The organism is Colwellia sp. NW0002-52-1 (assembly GCF_057550865.1).
The window spans coordinates 530,158-543,802 of the sequence record NZ_BAAJLU010000001.1 but is presented as its reverse complement, the minus strand read 5'-3'; the positions used below and the strand labels follow the sequence as shown (position 1 = coordinate 543,802).

Annotated in this window: 13 protein-coding genes; 8 read left to right on the top strand and 5 right to left on the bottom strand. The window is 38.3% G+C overall.

The window, feature by feature from the left end; genetic code table 11:
- Positions 1-45 precede the first annotated feature (45 nt).
- The 3 genes from ribD (at position 46) to ribBA (ending at position 3,019) form a co-directional block, all read left to right on the top strand.
- Positions 46-1,173 carry a bifunctional diaminohydroxyphosphoribosylaminopyrimidine deaminase/5-amino-6-(5-phosphoribosylamino)uracil reductase RibD gene (gene ribD, locus AC27H3_RS02260; RefSeq protein WP_487103378.1) on the top strand — a complete coding sequence of 376 codons (1,128 nt, stop codon included), beginning with the start codon at positions 46-48 and terminating at the stop codon, positions 1,171-1,173.
- A gap of 66 nt (positions 1,174-1,239) precedes the next feature.
- Positions 1,240-1,899 carry a riboflavin synthase gene (locus AC27H3_RS02255; protein WP_085301313.1) on the top strand — a complete coding sequence of 220 codons (660 nt, stop codon included), beginning with the start codon at positions 1,240-1,242 and terminating at the stop codon, positions 1,897-1,899.
- A gap of 10 nt (positions 1,900-1,909) precedes the next feature.
- Complete coding sequence (gene ribBA, locus AC27H3_RS02250) at positions 1,910-3,019, top strand: bifunctional 3,4-dihydroxy-2-butanone-4-phosphate synthase/GTP cyclohydrolase II (protein ID WP_085301541.1); 1,110 nt, start codon at positions 1,910-1,912, stop codon at positions 3,017-3,019.
- 273 nt (positions 3,020-3,292) lie between these two features.
- Here ribBA and dxs read toward each other — a convergent pair whose 3' ends face one another.
- Genes dxs through xseB form a run of 3 tightly spaced genes read right to left on the bottom strand, consistent with a single transcriptional unit; the run spans position 3,293 to position 6,336 of the window.
- Positions 3,293-5,176, bottom strand: coding sequence for a 1-deoxy-D-xylulose-5-phosphate synthase (dxs, locus tag AC27H3_RS02245; protein WP_487103376.1), 1,884 nt, complete (start codon positions 5,174-5,176; stop codon positions 3,293-3,295).
- A 22-nt stretch (positions 5,177-5,198) separates the two neighbouring features.
- The gene (ispA, locus tag AC27H3_RS02240) at positions 5,199-6,089 is read right to left on the bottom strand and encodes a (2E,6E)-farnesyl diphosphate synthase (RefSeq protein WP_487103374.1); all 891 of its coding nucleotides are present in this window, start codon (positions 6,087-6,089) and stop codon (positions 5,199-5,201) included.
- Complete coding sequence (xseB, locus tag AC27H3_RS02235; protein ID WP_085301543.1) at positions 6,082-6,336, bottom strand: exodeoxyribonuclease VII small subunit; 255 nt, start codon at positions 6,334-6,336, stop codon at positions 6,082-6,084. The genes ispA and xseB overlap by 8 nt, the downstream gene beginning before the upstream one ends.
- 249 nt (positions 6,337-6,585) lie before the next feature.
- Between xseB and pomA the strand changes: the two genes are divergently transcribed.
- The 3 genes from pomA to thiI all read left to right on the top strand — a co-directional run bounded on the left by pomA (position 6,586) and on the right by thiI (position 9,980).
- Entirely contained in the window at positions 6,586-7,350 is a 765-nt protein-coding gene (pomA, locus tag AC27H3_RS02230; RefSeq protein ID WP_085301315.1) for a flagellar motor protein PomA, read from the top strand.
- Positions 7,351-7,362: 12 nt separating this feature from the next.
- A complete protein-coding gene (locus AC27H3_RS02225; RefSeq protein ID WP_085301316.1) occupies positions 7,363-8,298 on the top strand; it encodes a flagellar motor protein MotB in 936 nt (311 codons plus the stop codon).
- Between the two features lie 227 nt (positions 8,299-8,525).
- Positions 8,526-9,980 carry a tRNA uracil 4-sulfurtransferase ThiI gene (gene thiI / locus AC27H3_RS02220; RefSeq protein ID WP_487103372.1) on the top strand — a complete coding sequence of 485 codons (1,455 nt, stop codon included), beginning with the start codon at positions 8,526-8,528 and terminating at the stop codon, positions 9,978-9,980.
- 84 nt (positions 9,981-10,064) lie between these two features.
- Here the strand turns inward: thiI and AC27H3_RS02215 are convergent, their stop codons facing one another.
- Together AC27H3_RS02215 and AC27H3_RS02210 are read right to left on the bottom strand one after the other, a co-directional pair.
- The gene (locus AC27H3_RS02215; RefSeq protein ID WP_487103370.1) at positions 10,065-10,967 is read right to left on the bottom strand and encodes a ketopantoate reductase family protein; all 903 of its coding nucleotides are present in this window, start codon (positions 10,965-10,967) and stop codon (positions 10,065-10,067) included.
- Positions 10,967-11,332 (bottom strand): VanZ family protein, encoded by a 366-nt coding sequence (locus AC27H3_RS02210; RefSeq protein ID WP_487103368.1) that lies wholly within the window; start codon positions 11,330-11,332, stop codon positions 10,967-10,969. Before AC27H3_RS02210 ends, AC27H3_RS02215 begins: the two co-directional genes overlap by 1 nt.
- 193 nt (positions 11,333-11,525) lie before the next feature.
- Between AC27H3_RS02210 and AC27H3_RS02205 the strand changes: the two genes are divergently transcribed.
- Together AC27H3_RS02205 and AC27H3_RS02200 are read left to right on the top strand one after the other, a co-directional pair.
- Complete coding sequence (locus AC27H3_RS02205; RefSeq protein ID WP_273311709.1) at positions 11,526-12,008, top strand: YajQ family cyclic di-GMP-binding protein; 483 nt, start codon at positions 11,526-11,528, stop codon at positions 12,006-12,008.
- Positions 12,009-12,277: 269 nt separating this feature from the next.
- Positions 12,278-13,624, top strand: coding sequence for a sodium-dependent transporter (locus AC27H3_RS02200; protein WP_487103366.1), 1,347 nt, complete (start codon positions 12,278-12,280; stop codon positions 13,622-13,624).
- Positions 13,625-13,645 lie beyond the last annotated feature (21 nt).

Genomic DNA, 13,645 nt, shown 5'->3' with positions numbered 1-13,645 from the left:
TTATTTTGTCATCAGCAGACAGAAAATTTAACCCTGAGTCCATAAATGAATAAATTTTCGTTACAAGATCATCAGTTTATGCAACGTGCTATTTATTTAGCAAAACGTGGTCATTACACTACATCGCCTAACCCAAGAGTTGGCTGTGTTATTGTGCTTAATGGTGAAGTGGTTGGTGAAGGCTTTCATGAAATATCAGGGCAAGGTCACGCAGAGGTTCATGCATTAAAACAAGCTGGCGCTAAAGCTAAAGGTGCCACCGCGTATGTTACGTTAGAGCCTTGTAGCCATTTTGGCTTAACACCGCCGTGTGCAGAAGCATTAATAAAAGCACAAGTGGGCCATGTTATTGCCGCTATGGTTGATCCCAACCCACAAGTATCAGGCCGTGGTCTTGAACGCTTAAAAAGTGCAGGTATAACCACAGAGTTTGGTTTATTAGAGCAAGATGCTCGAGACTTAAACCCGGGCTTTATTCGCTTGATGACCACTAAGTTGCCTTATGTTCGTTGTAAATTAGCCGCAAGCTTAGACGGTAAAACGGCGATGGCTAGCGGTGAAAGCCAATGGATAACATCGGCTCATGCGCGCGAAGATGTTCAACGACTAAGAGCCCAAAGCTGTGGCGTTATTTGTGGTGCAGATTCCGTAATTTTTGACGACGCTAAAATGACCGTGCGCTGGAGCGCTTTGGGTGAGCTAAAAAACAGCTACGAAAAGTCTAAAGTTAGGCAGCCTATTCGTATTGTTATTGATAGTAAAAATAGGCTCACGCCTGATCTCGCTATCTTTAAAACAGCAAGTAAAATAATATTAATTAGAACATCTATTGAAAATGAACAAACATGGCCACATTTCGTAGAGCAGGTAGTTATTTCTAAAGCTAAAGATAGCGAGCAAATTAGCCTTAAACACTTACTTATTTATCTGGCTCAACAAGGGTTAAATGACATATTAATTGAGTCAGGCGCTAAGCTAGCCGGTGCTTTTATGAGCGAAAATTTGGTCGATGAATTGATACTATACCAAGCACCAAAACTTATCGGCAGCGAAGGGAAAAGTTTGGTAGATATACCGGCTATATTGCAGTTATCAGAGGCTAAAGACCTTAATATTACTGATATCAGTATGGTTGGTAAAGATATTAGAATAACGGCCATGTTCAGTCGTTAATTTATAAGATTGTATTACACTAATTAACATTTAAATTATCAGCATACAGAAAATGAGACACACAACATGTTTACAGGGATCATAGAAGCCGTAGGGCGTTTAAGCGCTATCAATAGTTCAGGTGACGGCGCGCGCGTTACTATAGATACGGCAGCACTAGACTTATCTGATGTAAAGTTGGGTGACTCAATAGCCACAAATGGTATCTGCTTAACGGTAGTATCTCTTGGTGGTGCTAATTTTAGTGCTGATGTCTCTAGCGAGACTTTAACGCGAACAGGATTAGCGCATTATAAAATAGGCGATAGTGTCAACCTTGAGAAAGCTATGCTGCCAACAACACGATTTGGTGGTCATATGGTTTCTGGCCACGTCGATGCGGTTAGCGAAATATGTGCGATTGAGCATAAAGGTAATAGCATAGATTACTGGCTAACAATGCCGGAAGAATTATCAGCATATATCGCCGAAAAAGGCTCAATTACTATTGATGGAACTAGCCTAACGGTTAATAGCTTAAGCAACGATAAATTTCGCTTAACCATAGTTCCTCATACCACAGGCCAAACAATTATTAGTCAATACCAAGTGGGCACGAAAGTGAATTTAGAAGTAGATTTAATCGCCCGCTACATAGAAAGATTACTTACAAAGCAAACAGCCGATGAGACTCAAACGTCAGGTGTTACGCATGCGTTATTAGCGCGCAATGGTTTTATTAAATAAAGAGGTTGTCATGAATTTACACACGCCACAAGAGATTATCGACGATATAGCTCAAGGTAAAATGGTTATCCTAATGGATGACGAAGATCGCGAAAATGAAGGCGACTTCATTATGGCTGCAGAAAAAGTTACACCAGAAGCCATTAACTTCATGGCAACACACGGCCGTGGTTTAATTTGTATGCCGATGTCTGCTGAACGCTGTGAAATTTTAAAATTACCGTTAATGGTTGATAAAAACGACGCACAATTTACCACTAACTTTACTGTTTCAATTGAAGCGGCTGAAGGGGTAACTACTGGCATTTCTGCTGCCGACCGTGCAACCACTGTATTAGCGGCTGTAGGTAAAAATTCTGATCATAATTCGATTGTGCAACCAGGACATATTTTTCCGTTAATCGCTAAAGATGGCGGGGTATTAAATCGTGCTGGACATACTGAAGCAGGTGTCGATTTAGCGCGTTTAGCTGGCTTAGAAGCCGCTGCAGTTATTGTTGAAATTTTAAATGAAGACGGCACCATGGCGCGTCGTCCAGATTTAGAAGTTATTGCTGAAAAACACGGTATAAAAATGGGCACTATTGCCGACTTAATCGAATACCGAAATGCTAATGAAACAACGATTGAGCGTGTATCGCAATGTAAGCTTCCTACAGCATTTGGTGACTTTGACTTAACCGTATTTAAAGACACCATAGACGGCCAAGCACACTTTGCTTTAACCAAAGGTGAAATTAAACCTGAAGAGCCAACCTTAGTGCGTGTACATCTAGAAAATACCTTTAGAGACTTACTGTTTAGCCAACGTGAAAGCGTAGCTAAATGGCCAATCGCAAATGCTTTAGAGAAAATTGGTAAAGAGGGCGGCGTGCTAGTGTTATTAGGCAAGCATGAATCACCACTTGAATTAATTGCTCAAGTGCAAAAATACGCTAAGCTTGATGGCGGTGAAACAGTAAAAGAAGTTAAACGTCATGTTGGCTCGCGCAATGTTGGCGTTGGTTCACAAATTTTAGCTAACTTAGGCGTTAGCAAAATGCGTTTATTGAGCTCACAAACGAAATACCATTCACTTTCAGGTTTTGGCCTTGAAGTGGTTGAATATATTGCTGATTAAGAGTTATCAATTCATAAAATATAGCTCAGCTTTGACGACTTAGAAGTTCTATACTAGCTGACAAATAAACAAGCGATTTGAAAATATTCAAGTCGCTTTTTTTATACCTAATCACCTTTCAATGTCTGTTGATTTTTTGTTATTTACTGACAAGTGCCCAAAATAATTACCAGTACTTGCCCATTTATTTTAAAGTATAAATATTTTTAATAATAAAAAAAACAGCCAGATGCTTTAGCAAGTGACTGTTGTTATGTCGTTGTGATTTGTGTTTTATCGTTTGATAAACTGACTTATTTGCTCAATTATACCAGCAGCATCAAGCCCAAGTTCTTGATGGATCTCGGTTTGCGTACCGTGCTTAATAAAGTTATCTGGTAAGCCAATATTAAGAATTTTCTTAGCTATGCCTTGGCTTAATATATATTCATTTACGCCTGAACCTGCACCGCCAGCAATAGCATTATCTTCAACAGTAACAATATAATCATGGCTTTCACATAAGGTGTTAATAAGCGTTTGATCTAATGGTTTAACAAAGCGCATATCCACTAAAGTAGCGTTAAGCGTTTCAGCCGTAATTTTAGCTTCGCCTAATATTGTGCCAAAATTTAAAATTGCTATTTTATTGCTAGCTTGGTCGTTGTCTATTGTGCGAATAACGTTGGCCTTACCTAGCTCAATGGTTTCATCAACACTTGGCAGTTCTGCGCCATTACCACTACCACGTGGGTAACGAACAGCCGCAGGCGCATTTAATTGATAGCCAGTGTTAAACATTAACTGACACTCACGTTCATCAGAAGGCGTCATAATGGTCATATTCGGAATACAGCGCATAAAGCTTAAATCAAAGGCGCCTTGATGCGTGGCACCATCAGCGCCAACAATACCCGCTCTATCAATAGCAAAAAGTACCGGTAAATTTTGAATGGCTACATCATGAATAAATTGATCGTAACCGCGTTGTAAAAAGCTTGAATAAATAGCGACAACGGGCCTTTGTCCACCAATTGCTAAACCAGCGGCAAACGTTACTGCATGTTGTTCTGCGATAGCAACATCATAATATTGATTAGGGAAACGTTGGCTAAACTGCACCATACCAGAGCCTTCTCGCATGGCTGGCGTTATCGCAGCAAGTTTAGGGTCTTGTTCTGCGACTTTACATAACCAATCACCAAAAATTGCCGAGTAGGTTGGAAGGCTTGGGGCACTCTTAGGTAAGCTAGTTTCTGTATGATCAAATTTAGGAACAGCATGATACTTAATTGGATCTTGCTCTGCTTGCTGGTAACCCTTACCTTTTGTTGTTGCAATGTGAAGCAACTGCGGCCCTTTAAGGTTACGCATATTAGTAATAGTGTCGACTAAGCCATTAACGTCATGACCATCGATTGGGCCGATATAATTAAAACCAAGCTCTTCAAAGAAAGTGCTAGGTACAACCATACCTTTTAAGTGTTCTTCGGCTCTGCTTGCGAGTTCTTTGATTGGAGGAATGTTATTAAGTATGCGCTTACTACCTTCACGAAGGCCCGTATATATGCTTCCTGATAACATTTTAGCTAAATGATTATTTAACGCGCCAACATTTTCTGAAATCGACATTTCGTTATCATTTAAAATAACTAGCATGTCTTTATTGATATCGCCGGCATGATTTAATGCTTCAAATGCCATGCCTGCCGTCATAGCGCCATCGCCAATAACAGCAACAACTTTACGGTTTTTCGCTTCTTGCTCAGCGGATACGGCTAAACCTAACGCGGCAGATATTGAAGTACTTGAGTGCCCAACGCTTAATACGTCGTATTCACTTTCTTCACGCCAAGGGAAAGGGTGCAAACCGTCTTTTTGTCGAATAGTATGTAGCTGATCACGACGGCCAGTTAATATTTTATGCGGATATGCTTGATGACCTACATCCCAAAGTAAATGATCAAACGGAGTGTTGTACACATAATGCAAAGCGACCGTTAATTCAATTGTGCCTAAACCAGAAGCAAAATGTCCGCTACTTTTACTGACAGAATTTAACAGATAACGTCTTAACTCTTCGCTGGTTTTTGTTAATTGATTTTTATCTAATTTGCGCAAATCATTCGGACAATCAATATTGGCCAGTAAAGGATATTCAGCTAGGTTTATAGTCATATTATTCTATTAAATTTTTAAATTAATTTTTGCGGCTTACAATAAAAGTCGCAAAGTCGGACAAACTTTGTGTATTGTAAGGCAAAGTGTCTAAAGCTTGAAGTGCTTGTTGATATAAGTTTTCAGCTTTTTCTTGCGCACCTGTTAAACCGAGCAATGCTGGATAGGTACTTTTATTAGCCGCTAGGTCTGAGCCAGCTGGCTTGCCTAGCTCTTCTTCTGTTGATGTAATATCAATTATATCGTCTCGAACTTGATATGCTAAACCTACAAGTTTTGCATAAATTGCAAGCTGCTCTTTATCGTGTGCGGTAGCGTTATTACTACATTCTGCGGCCATTTTTACTGCGGCTTCTAATAACGCACCCGTTTTTAATGAGTGTAAATGTTCTAACTCAGCTAATGAAATTGCTTTGTCTGTTCCTGATAAATCAAGCGCCTGACCGCCACACATTCCTTGATAACCTGATGCACTTACTAAATAACGTAATAAGTTTATACGTTTGTTATCTACGGCTGCTGAAAAATCGTGATTCGCAATAATATCAAATGCTAAAGTTTGTAAACTATCACCAGCGAGGATAGCCGTTGCTTCATCAAACGCTTTATGACAGGTTAATTGGCCACGACGCAAATCATCATCATCCATGGCTGGTAAATCGTCATGTAAAAGTGAATAAGCATGAATACATTCTATAGCGGCCGCAACACCATCTATATCACTTTGTTCTGCATCTAAGGTTGCGCCGGTAATATACGCCAAATAAGGTCGCATACGTTTGCCGCCAATAAGCAAACCATAGCGCATAGCGTCTAAAAGTTTCTCATCGTTAATAACTAAGCTGTCGAGCTTTTTAGTTAGGTAATCGTTAATGCGAGTTTGCACATCGTCAATAAAGGCAAGTTTAGTCAAAGCTTTCAGTCTCGTTAGTATTAAATTTCTCTAATGTCGCTTGGCCATTTTTTTCGAGTAAAATATTGATTTGCTGTTCAGCACCTTTGAGCTTTTCTTGGTTATGCTGACTCAAATGTAAACCACGTTCAAACAACGTCATAGATTCTTCGAGGTTTAGATCGCCTTGTTCTAAATTTTGCACAATTACTTCTAATTCTACTAATGATTCTTCGAAGCTTAGATTTTCTATTTTCTTTTTGGCCATGGGCATTTTTTAGCGTGATATGAACTCTAGGCGCAAACTTACCTTAGCTGGGGCGCTGGGTCAATTAATGATGAATTTAAGACAATATTGCAAATACTCACAATATCTACTTAAGTTATTGACAGTATGGACGATAATAGAGCTATAACTAAGACTATAAGTATTCGCGTAAGACCTATTCATCAGGTATTATCAAACAAGAAATACCATTTGGTAAAAATATAGTTAAGAAACTTTTCGGAGGCATTTGTGGATTTAGCAACGTTAATAGGCATAGTCGGTGCAATAGGCTTACTGATTATGGCAATGTTACTCGCTGGTGACATTGGCATGTTTATGGATGCTCAGTCGGTGATCATCGTATTTGGTGGTTCAATTTTTGTTGTTTTATCAAATTATAACTTAGGTCAGTTTTTCGGTATTGGAAAAATTATCGGCAAATCTTTTATGTTTAAGCTGGAATCACCTGAAGAGCTAATTGAAAAATCAGTTGAAATGGCTGATGCGGCACGAAAAGGTGGTTTTTTGGCATTAGAAGAAGCTGAAATATCGAACGCTTTTATGCAAAAAGGTGTTGATATGTTGGTTGATGGCCACGATGCAGATGTAGTTCGAGCTACGATGCAAAAAGATATCGACCTAACGACCGAACGACATGAAACCGGCTCTAATATGATGATGGCATTAGCCGATGTTGCTCCTGCAATGGGTATGATAGGTACTTTAATTGGTTTAGTTGCCATGTTATCGAATATGGATGATCCTAAAGCCATTGGACCAGCGATGGCGGTAGCGCTTTTAACTACTTTATATGGCGCATTTTTAGCTAACGTTATTGCGATACCGATTGCTGCCAAGTTGAAGTTACGTTTAGCGGAAGAAAAAATGAACCAAGAATTAGTACTAGATGCTGTTCTAGGTATTCAAGATGGTCAAAATCCGCGAGTTATTGAAGGTTTATTAAAAAATTACCTTGCTGAAGGTAAGCGTGCTGTTAATACCACTGAAGAATAGCAGGAGTTAATTATGGCCGATAAATGTAAATGTCCACCTCCTGGGTTACCGGCATGGATGGGCACATTTGCTGATTTAATGTCGCTGCTGATGTGTTTTTTCGTGTTGCTTTTATCATTTTCAGAAATGGACGTTTTAAAGTTTAAGCAAATTGCTGGCTCGATGAAGTTTGCCTTTGGTGTGCAAAACAAAATTGAAGTAAAAGATATTCCTAAGGGCACGAGCATAATCGCGCAAGAATTTCGACCAGGCAAGCCGGAACCAACACCGATTGAAGTTATTCAACAGCAAACCATGGAAATGACGCAACAAATGTTGGAATTTCAGGCGGGTGATGAAACTGAAGCGGGCGGTAGACAAGAGCAACGTGGTGCTGAACGTGGTGGGCAATCACAAAGCACGGCAGATGCAATGTCGCAAGAGGCTATTCAGCAGGCAAAAGATGCAATAGAGCAAGCATCACAAGAAGAAGTGAATGAACTTGTGAAGAAAATAGCCGAGCAACTAGAGCAACAAATTCAAGACGGTGCTATTGAGTTGGAGTCGTTAGGTCAACAAGTGATTATTCGTATTCGCGAAAATGGCTCATTTCCATCGGGCTCTGCGTTTCTACAGCCACAGTTTAAGCCTATTATGCGAGAAATTGGCCTGTTATTAAATACTGTTCCAGGTGAGATAATGATTTCAGGTAATACTGATAACCAAGGTATAAGCTCTGAACTCTTTACGTCAAATTGGGATTTATCAAGTAAACGTGCGGTCGCTATTGCGCATGAAATCATTAAAGTACCGGGTTTTGATCAATCGAGGTTACTTGTTGTAGGTCACGCCGACACTCGGCCTTTAGTGCCTAACACTACTCGATTAAATCGACGATTAAACCGACGTGTTGAAATTGCCATTAATCAAGGTAAAGCAAAAGAAACTGACCCAATATCTATTCGATAGCAATGTTAAATAACGTGACATATTAATCATTTATTAAGGAGCACAAAATATGTGCTCCTTTTTTTATTCCCAAAGCCCAATAAAACTAATATAAAGCTCTAACTATTTATCTATATTGAGCTTTTATTTCACTAAAATTTGTCAAATATGCCATGTGCTGAACTTTTGCAAATTACAGTCGATCGGGTATATAATGCGCGCCATTCTAAGTGTGGGTATTATTGTTAATGAAATTTATTGTTAAATTACAGGCTGAAATTACGATTAAAAGCCGTCCGGTACGAAAGCGTTTTACTAAGATTTTAGAGTCGAGTGTGAAAAACGTTTTACGTCGTGTTGATGACCAAGTTACAACGCGCATGAACTGGGATAACATCGAAGTTAACACCGCTAATAATACGCCAGAAAATCGCTTAAAATTAATCGATACACTAAAGTCGATCCCTGGCATTCCCATGTTTCTTGAAGTGCAACAAACGAACTTTACTGATTTGCATGATATTTATGAAAAAACAGCAGCGGTACATGCAAAAAACATTGAAAATAAAACTTTTTGTGTACGTGTAAAACGAACAGGCAAACACGAGTTTAACTCGATAAAAGCTGAACAATATGTCGGCGGCGGTTTAAACCAACTCGTAGAGTCGGCGCGTGTAAAACTATCAAAGCCTGATTTCACCGTACACCTTGAAATTAAAAATGAAAATTTATTTATCGTTACCGAACGCCATAAAGGTATGGGCGGTTTTCCTATCGCTACCCAAGAAGATGTGTTGTCTTTGATGTCGGGTGGTTTTGATTCTGGTGTTGCCAGTTATCAAATGATCAAAAAAGGTGCTCGTACACATTATTGTTTCTTTAACTTAGGTGGTGCAGCGCACGAAGTTGGTGTTAAACAAGTGAGTTACTACTTATGGAATAAATTTGGCGCGTCGCATCGTGTTAAGTTTTTTGCCGTTGATTTCGAACCTGTAGTAGAAGAAATATTAGAAAATATTGAAAATGGTTTAATGGGCGTTGTGCTTAAGCGCATGATGATGCGTGCTGCAGAAAAAATTGCCAACAAAATGGGCATTCAAGCATTAGTGACAGGCGAAGCCGTTGGGCAGGTATCGAGCCAAACACTGACTAACTTAAATGTTATTGACCGTGTTACCGAAACCTTAATTCTTAGACCATTAGTGGCTTACGATAAACAAGATATTATTGATATTGCCCGTAAAATTGGTACGGAAGATTTTGCCAAAACTATTCCTGAATATTGTGGTGTTATTTCTAAAAAACCCACAGTTAAAGCGGTTTTATCTAAAGTAGAAGCGGAAGAAGCTAATTTTGATTTTTCAATTTTAGACAAAGTCATTGAAGACGCGCGTATTTATGATATTCGTGATATTGGTAAAGAAAGCGAAGAAGAAATTCATGCGGTAGACACGCTTGATAATATTCCTGACAACGCTATAGTGCTCGACATTCGCAGCCCTGAAGAAGAAGATGAAAACCCTTTAGCGCTAGATGATGTAGAAATATTGCATATACCATTTTACAAGTTATCAACTCAATTTGGTGACTTAGACAAATCTAAAGACTACTTATTATATTGTGACCAAGGTGTTATGAGTAAACTACAAGCGCTATATTTATTAGGCGCAGGTTTTACTAATGTAAAAGTTTATCGACCTTAAGTTTCAAGTTAACGCAACGCATAACGAAAAATTAAAACCCTTAAATAACAATTTAAGGGTTTTTTTATGTTTGCTATTTACCGATCACTTTATTATTTCTAGTGCTTTAATTTGTTGTAGCAGTTTTTCATTTTCAGGCACCAAAAATGCCATTTTATTCGCAACAGCGACAACGTAGCCATTAATATAGTCAACTTCAGTTTTTCGTTTTTGCAAAATATCGCTGCGCATTGATGAGCTATTTCTCGCTGTTTTTTCTGCGACAGTGAGTATTTTTTTTAGCAAGTCATCAAATGTAAACCTTATGTTTTCAAAGGCGGCAACCGCTATAATTTCGTGAATTAATGCTGCTATTTGTCTTTGAAACTTATCATTGAGTAGTTCACCATTATCAACGTTTTCTAATGCTGTTATGGGGTTAATCACACAATTAATGGCTAACTTAAGCCATTGCTTCTCTTTTATGGCATCGCTAGAGGTTACCGTTGGCAAGTTATTATTGAATACCGTCGTTATTTCATTAAGCGCTGAGTTTGAAATATTGCCATAAATAAGCCCTAAGTCACTTTGTCCCAAGCCAGTATGTTGTGCATGAAAAGGGTGCTTTATTTTACAGCCATGTGTTGTTAGTAGCGCTAAACAGGTGTGCTTTAGGCTAGAAAAATCATTGAAGGCACCTAAGCCATTATGACAAAAAACTATCACGGCATGGGTGGGTATTTTATTTTTTAACGCTTCAATAGCAGCATTGACTTGGTATGACTTTACACACAGTAATATTACATCAGCTTTAGCGAACGCTAAATTATCGGCGATGTTTAATGGAAAACGGCCATACAGTTGCCCAATGTCAGTAAATTCGTAATGTGTAGGCGCAGAGGAAACGCTAGAAGAGCAGCTTAAACTAACCAGATTATCTGTAGATTGAACTAAATGATGATACCAGAGAAGCCCAATAGCACCTTGGCCAATAACAATAATATTCATTAACCTGATCTTTGACTAGAGCGATTACGGTACATAAGAATTGACCATCGAATAATAGCAAACAAGGAAATTCCGATTAAATCAGCAATAAAGTCACTGACTTGCGCACTGCGAAAGCCTAAGTAATATTGCCCTAACTCAGTTAGTGCACCATAAAATGCTACGGTTAGCATGGTATTGAATAGCGGTAATTTCAATATGCTATGTAGTACCCAAGTTAAACAAAAAAAGCTAATAATATGGCCAATAGAGTCAATTTCGGTGCTGCGAAAAGCTATTCGTCTGAAATCGGCTGAGCTAAAGTAAAGGCAGAAGAACAGTATAACGATAATAGCGAGAATGGATAAATGATAGCGACTTTTCATTGAGGTGTTAGTCATTTAACTTTAAAAATTAGATAAGATTCATCATATCAGGGCTAAGCACCGAAAACTATCACTGTTCAACCACACAAAATAAATTACTTTTATTAAACTTAATTTATAGCAAAGATCGTCAATGGAATTAAATTTAATTAATTGATAATATATCACTAATTTTTTTAGCTAGAGAACTATCATGCCTTCAATGGATATTGTTTCCGAAATTAATTTGGAAGAAGTAAAAAACGCGACTGACAATTCTACTCGTGAACTTGCGACACGTTACGATTTTCGTGGTGTTGCAGCAAGCTTTGAATGGAAAAGCCCAAAAGTAACGATGAAAGGTGACTCTGAGCAGCGCTTAAAGCAAATGGCTGATGTATTGCGCGGGCAATTGGTTAAACGCAATGTTGATGCAAAAGCATTAACCTTAGAAAAAATGGAAAGCTCAGGTCGAAACTTTAACCAAGTAGTCACCTTTAAAGAAGGTATTGAGCAACCTGTTGCTAAGAAAGTAGTTAAATTGATCAAAGACAGTAAGCTAAAAGTACAGGCGTCAATTCAAGGTGAGCAAGTTCGAGTTACCGGAAAAAAGCGTGACGACCTGCAAGCTGTAATGCAGTTATTAAGAGAGACTGAATTAGAGCAATCTTTTCAATTTAATAACTTTAAAGACTAATTCGCGAACGCTTTAGTGCAATTCATCATTATAACTAAAAGAGGCTTCGGTCTCTTTTTTTTTGCTTAACATTTTATATCAAAATTTTTATATATATTACCTTGTGAAGTATCGCTGAAAATATGACTGTAATTTAACCAGTAATGAATTCTTTACGGAGTAAATGTTCATTAAAAGTACTTTCGGGGATATTTTTGCCAATAAACGCTGTTTTTTTCTTAACAGAAAAAGTAAATTAACTTATTCAATAATAATAATGATGATTTTAAATGGCTGCTTCTAGAGGTGCGTTCAGTTCTCGTATAGGTTTTATTATGGCTGCTGCGGGTTCTGCCGTAGGGTTAGGTAATATTTGGGGTTTTCCAACACAAACAGCAAGTAACGGTGGTGCCGCATTTGTACTGGTTTATTTGGTGCTGGCATTTTGTCTAGCGTATCCAGCTTTTATGGCTGAGTTGCTCATTGGCCGATATGGCCAAGCGAACGCGGTCACGTCACTACAAAAGATATCGCGAAATATTTTCCATAAACGCTTTGCTTTTATTGTCGGCTTTGGCGGCATTATATGCGCTGCAATAATTTTAAGCTTTTATGGTATTTTAGCTGGCTGGATGATGTCATTCGCTATTGAACCTGTTACTTCCTTAATGGGCTTTAATGAAGCATCAAACTGGCTCACCTCGCAATCTATAGCGCGTAACTTGATTTTTACAGCGTTATTTATGTTATTGACTATATCTATTATTCGACGTGGCGTTGAACAAGGGATTGAGAAATGGTCAAAACGGCTAATGCCGATGTTAATCGGCTTACTGATTTTATTGATTTTTTATGTTTTTACTTTGGAAGGATCAAGCGAAGGTTTTGCAGCGTATTTAAACCCTGATATTTCACGAGTATTTGAACCTGATTTATTAATAAGCGCTTTAGGGCAGGCTTTCTTTTCATTGTCGTTAGGTACTAGCGTGATGGTAATTTACGGCTCATATATTTCAAAAAAAGAAAACCTTGTGTCACTTGGCGCACAAGTTACTTTAATTGATGTTTCAATCGCCTTTTTAGCGGGCTTATTAATCATTCCATCTATGTATGTTGCCCAAGCACAAGGAGTGGCTATTTTTGATGCCGATGGAGGCTTAATTTCTGGCCCTAATTTAGTGTTTGATGTACTGCCAACTTTATTTGATGGTATGGGGGCTATAGGGTTATTTGTTGGCTTTGGCTTCTTTGTTTTAATGTCTATCGCCGCATTAACTTCTAGTATTTCAATGTTAGAAGGGCCTGTGTCTTTTGTGGTAGAGCGTCACAAGGTTGAGCGTAAGAAAGCGACGACTTTTATTGGTTTAGGTATTTTTATTTTAAGTGCTGTAATTGTATTAAATTTTGAGACATTGTTTGGTTTGGCTATTTCAATTTCTACTGTTTATGGACAACCATTAATTGCGATGTTGTGTTGTGTATTTGTCGGATGGATTTGGTTTAGAAACGATATTTTAACTGAATTAAAGCAAGGTAATGATATGGTTGAACATTCATTATTCTGGAAGATCTGGCCTTGGTATACTAAATTTATCTGTCCAACGGCTATCGGCATTGTTTTCTGGCATTCATTATAAAATTAGCTTGTTGAAATAGGT

Excerpts from the sequence above, each read along its gene's own strand:
- AC27H3_RS02205 (WP_273311709.1), top strand. The coding sequence starts at position 11,526 with ATGCCTTCAATGGATATTGTTTCCGAAATTAATTTGGAAGAAGTAAAA.
- AC27H3_RS02225 (WP_085301316.1), top strand. The coding sequence starts at position 7,363 with ATGGCCGATAAATGTAAATGTCCACCTCCTGGGTTACCGGCATGGATG.
- AC27H3_RS02210 (WP_487103368.1), bottom strand. The coding sequence starts at position 11,332 with ATGAAAAGTCGCTATCATTTATCCATTCTCGCTATTATCGTTATACTG.
- xseB (WP_085301543.1), bottom strand. The coding sequence starts at position 6,336 with ATGGCCAAAAAGAAAATAGAAAATCTAAGCTTCGAAGAATCATTAGTA.
- thiI (WP_487103372.1), top strand. The coding sequence starts at position 8,526 with ATGAAATTTATTGTTAAATTACAGGCTGAAATTACGATTAAAAGCCGT.
- AC27H3_RS02200 (WP_487103366.1), top strand. The coding sequence starts at position 12,278 with ATGGCTGCTTCTAGAGGTGCGTTCAGTTCTCGTATAGGTTTTATTATG.
- AC27H3_RS02215 (WP_487103370.1), bottom strand. The coding sequence starts at position 10,967 with ATGAATATTATTGTTATTGGCCAAGGTGCTATTGGGCTTCTCTGGTAT.
- AC27H3_RS02255 (WP_085301313.1), top strand. The coding sequence starts at position 1,240 with ATGTTTACAGGGATCATAGAAGCCGTAGGGCGTTTAAGCGCTATCAAT.
- ribBA (WP_085301541.1), top strand. The coding sequence starts at position 1,910 with ATGAATTTACACACGCCACAAGAGATTATCGACGATATAGCTCAAGGT.
- ribD (WP_487103378.1), top strand. The coding sequence starts at position 46 with ATGAATAAATTTTCGTTACAAGATCATCAGTTTATGCAACGTGCTATT.
- dxs (WP_487103376.1), bottom strand. The coding sequence starts at position 5,176 with ATGACTATAAACCTAGCTGAATATCCTTTACTGGCCAATATTGATTGT.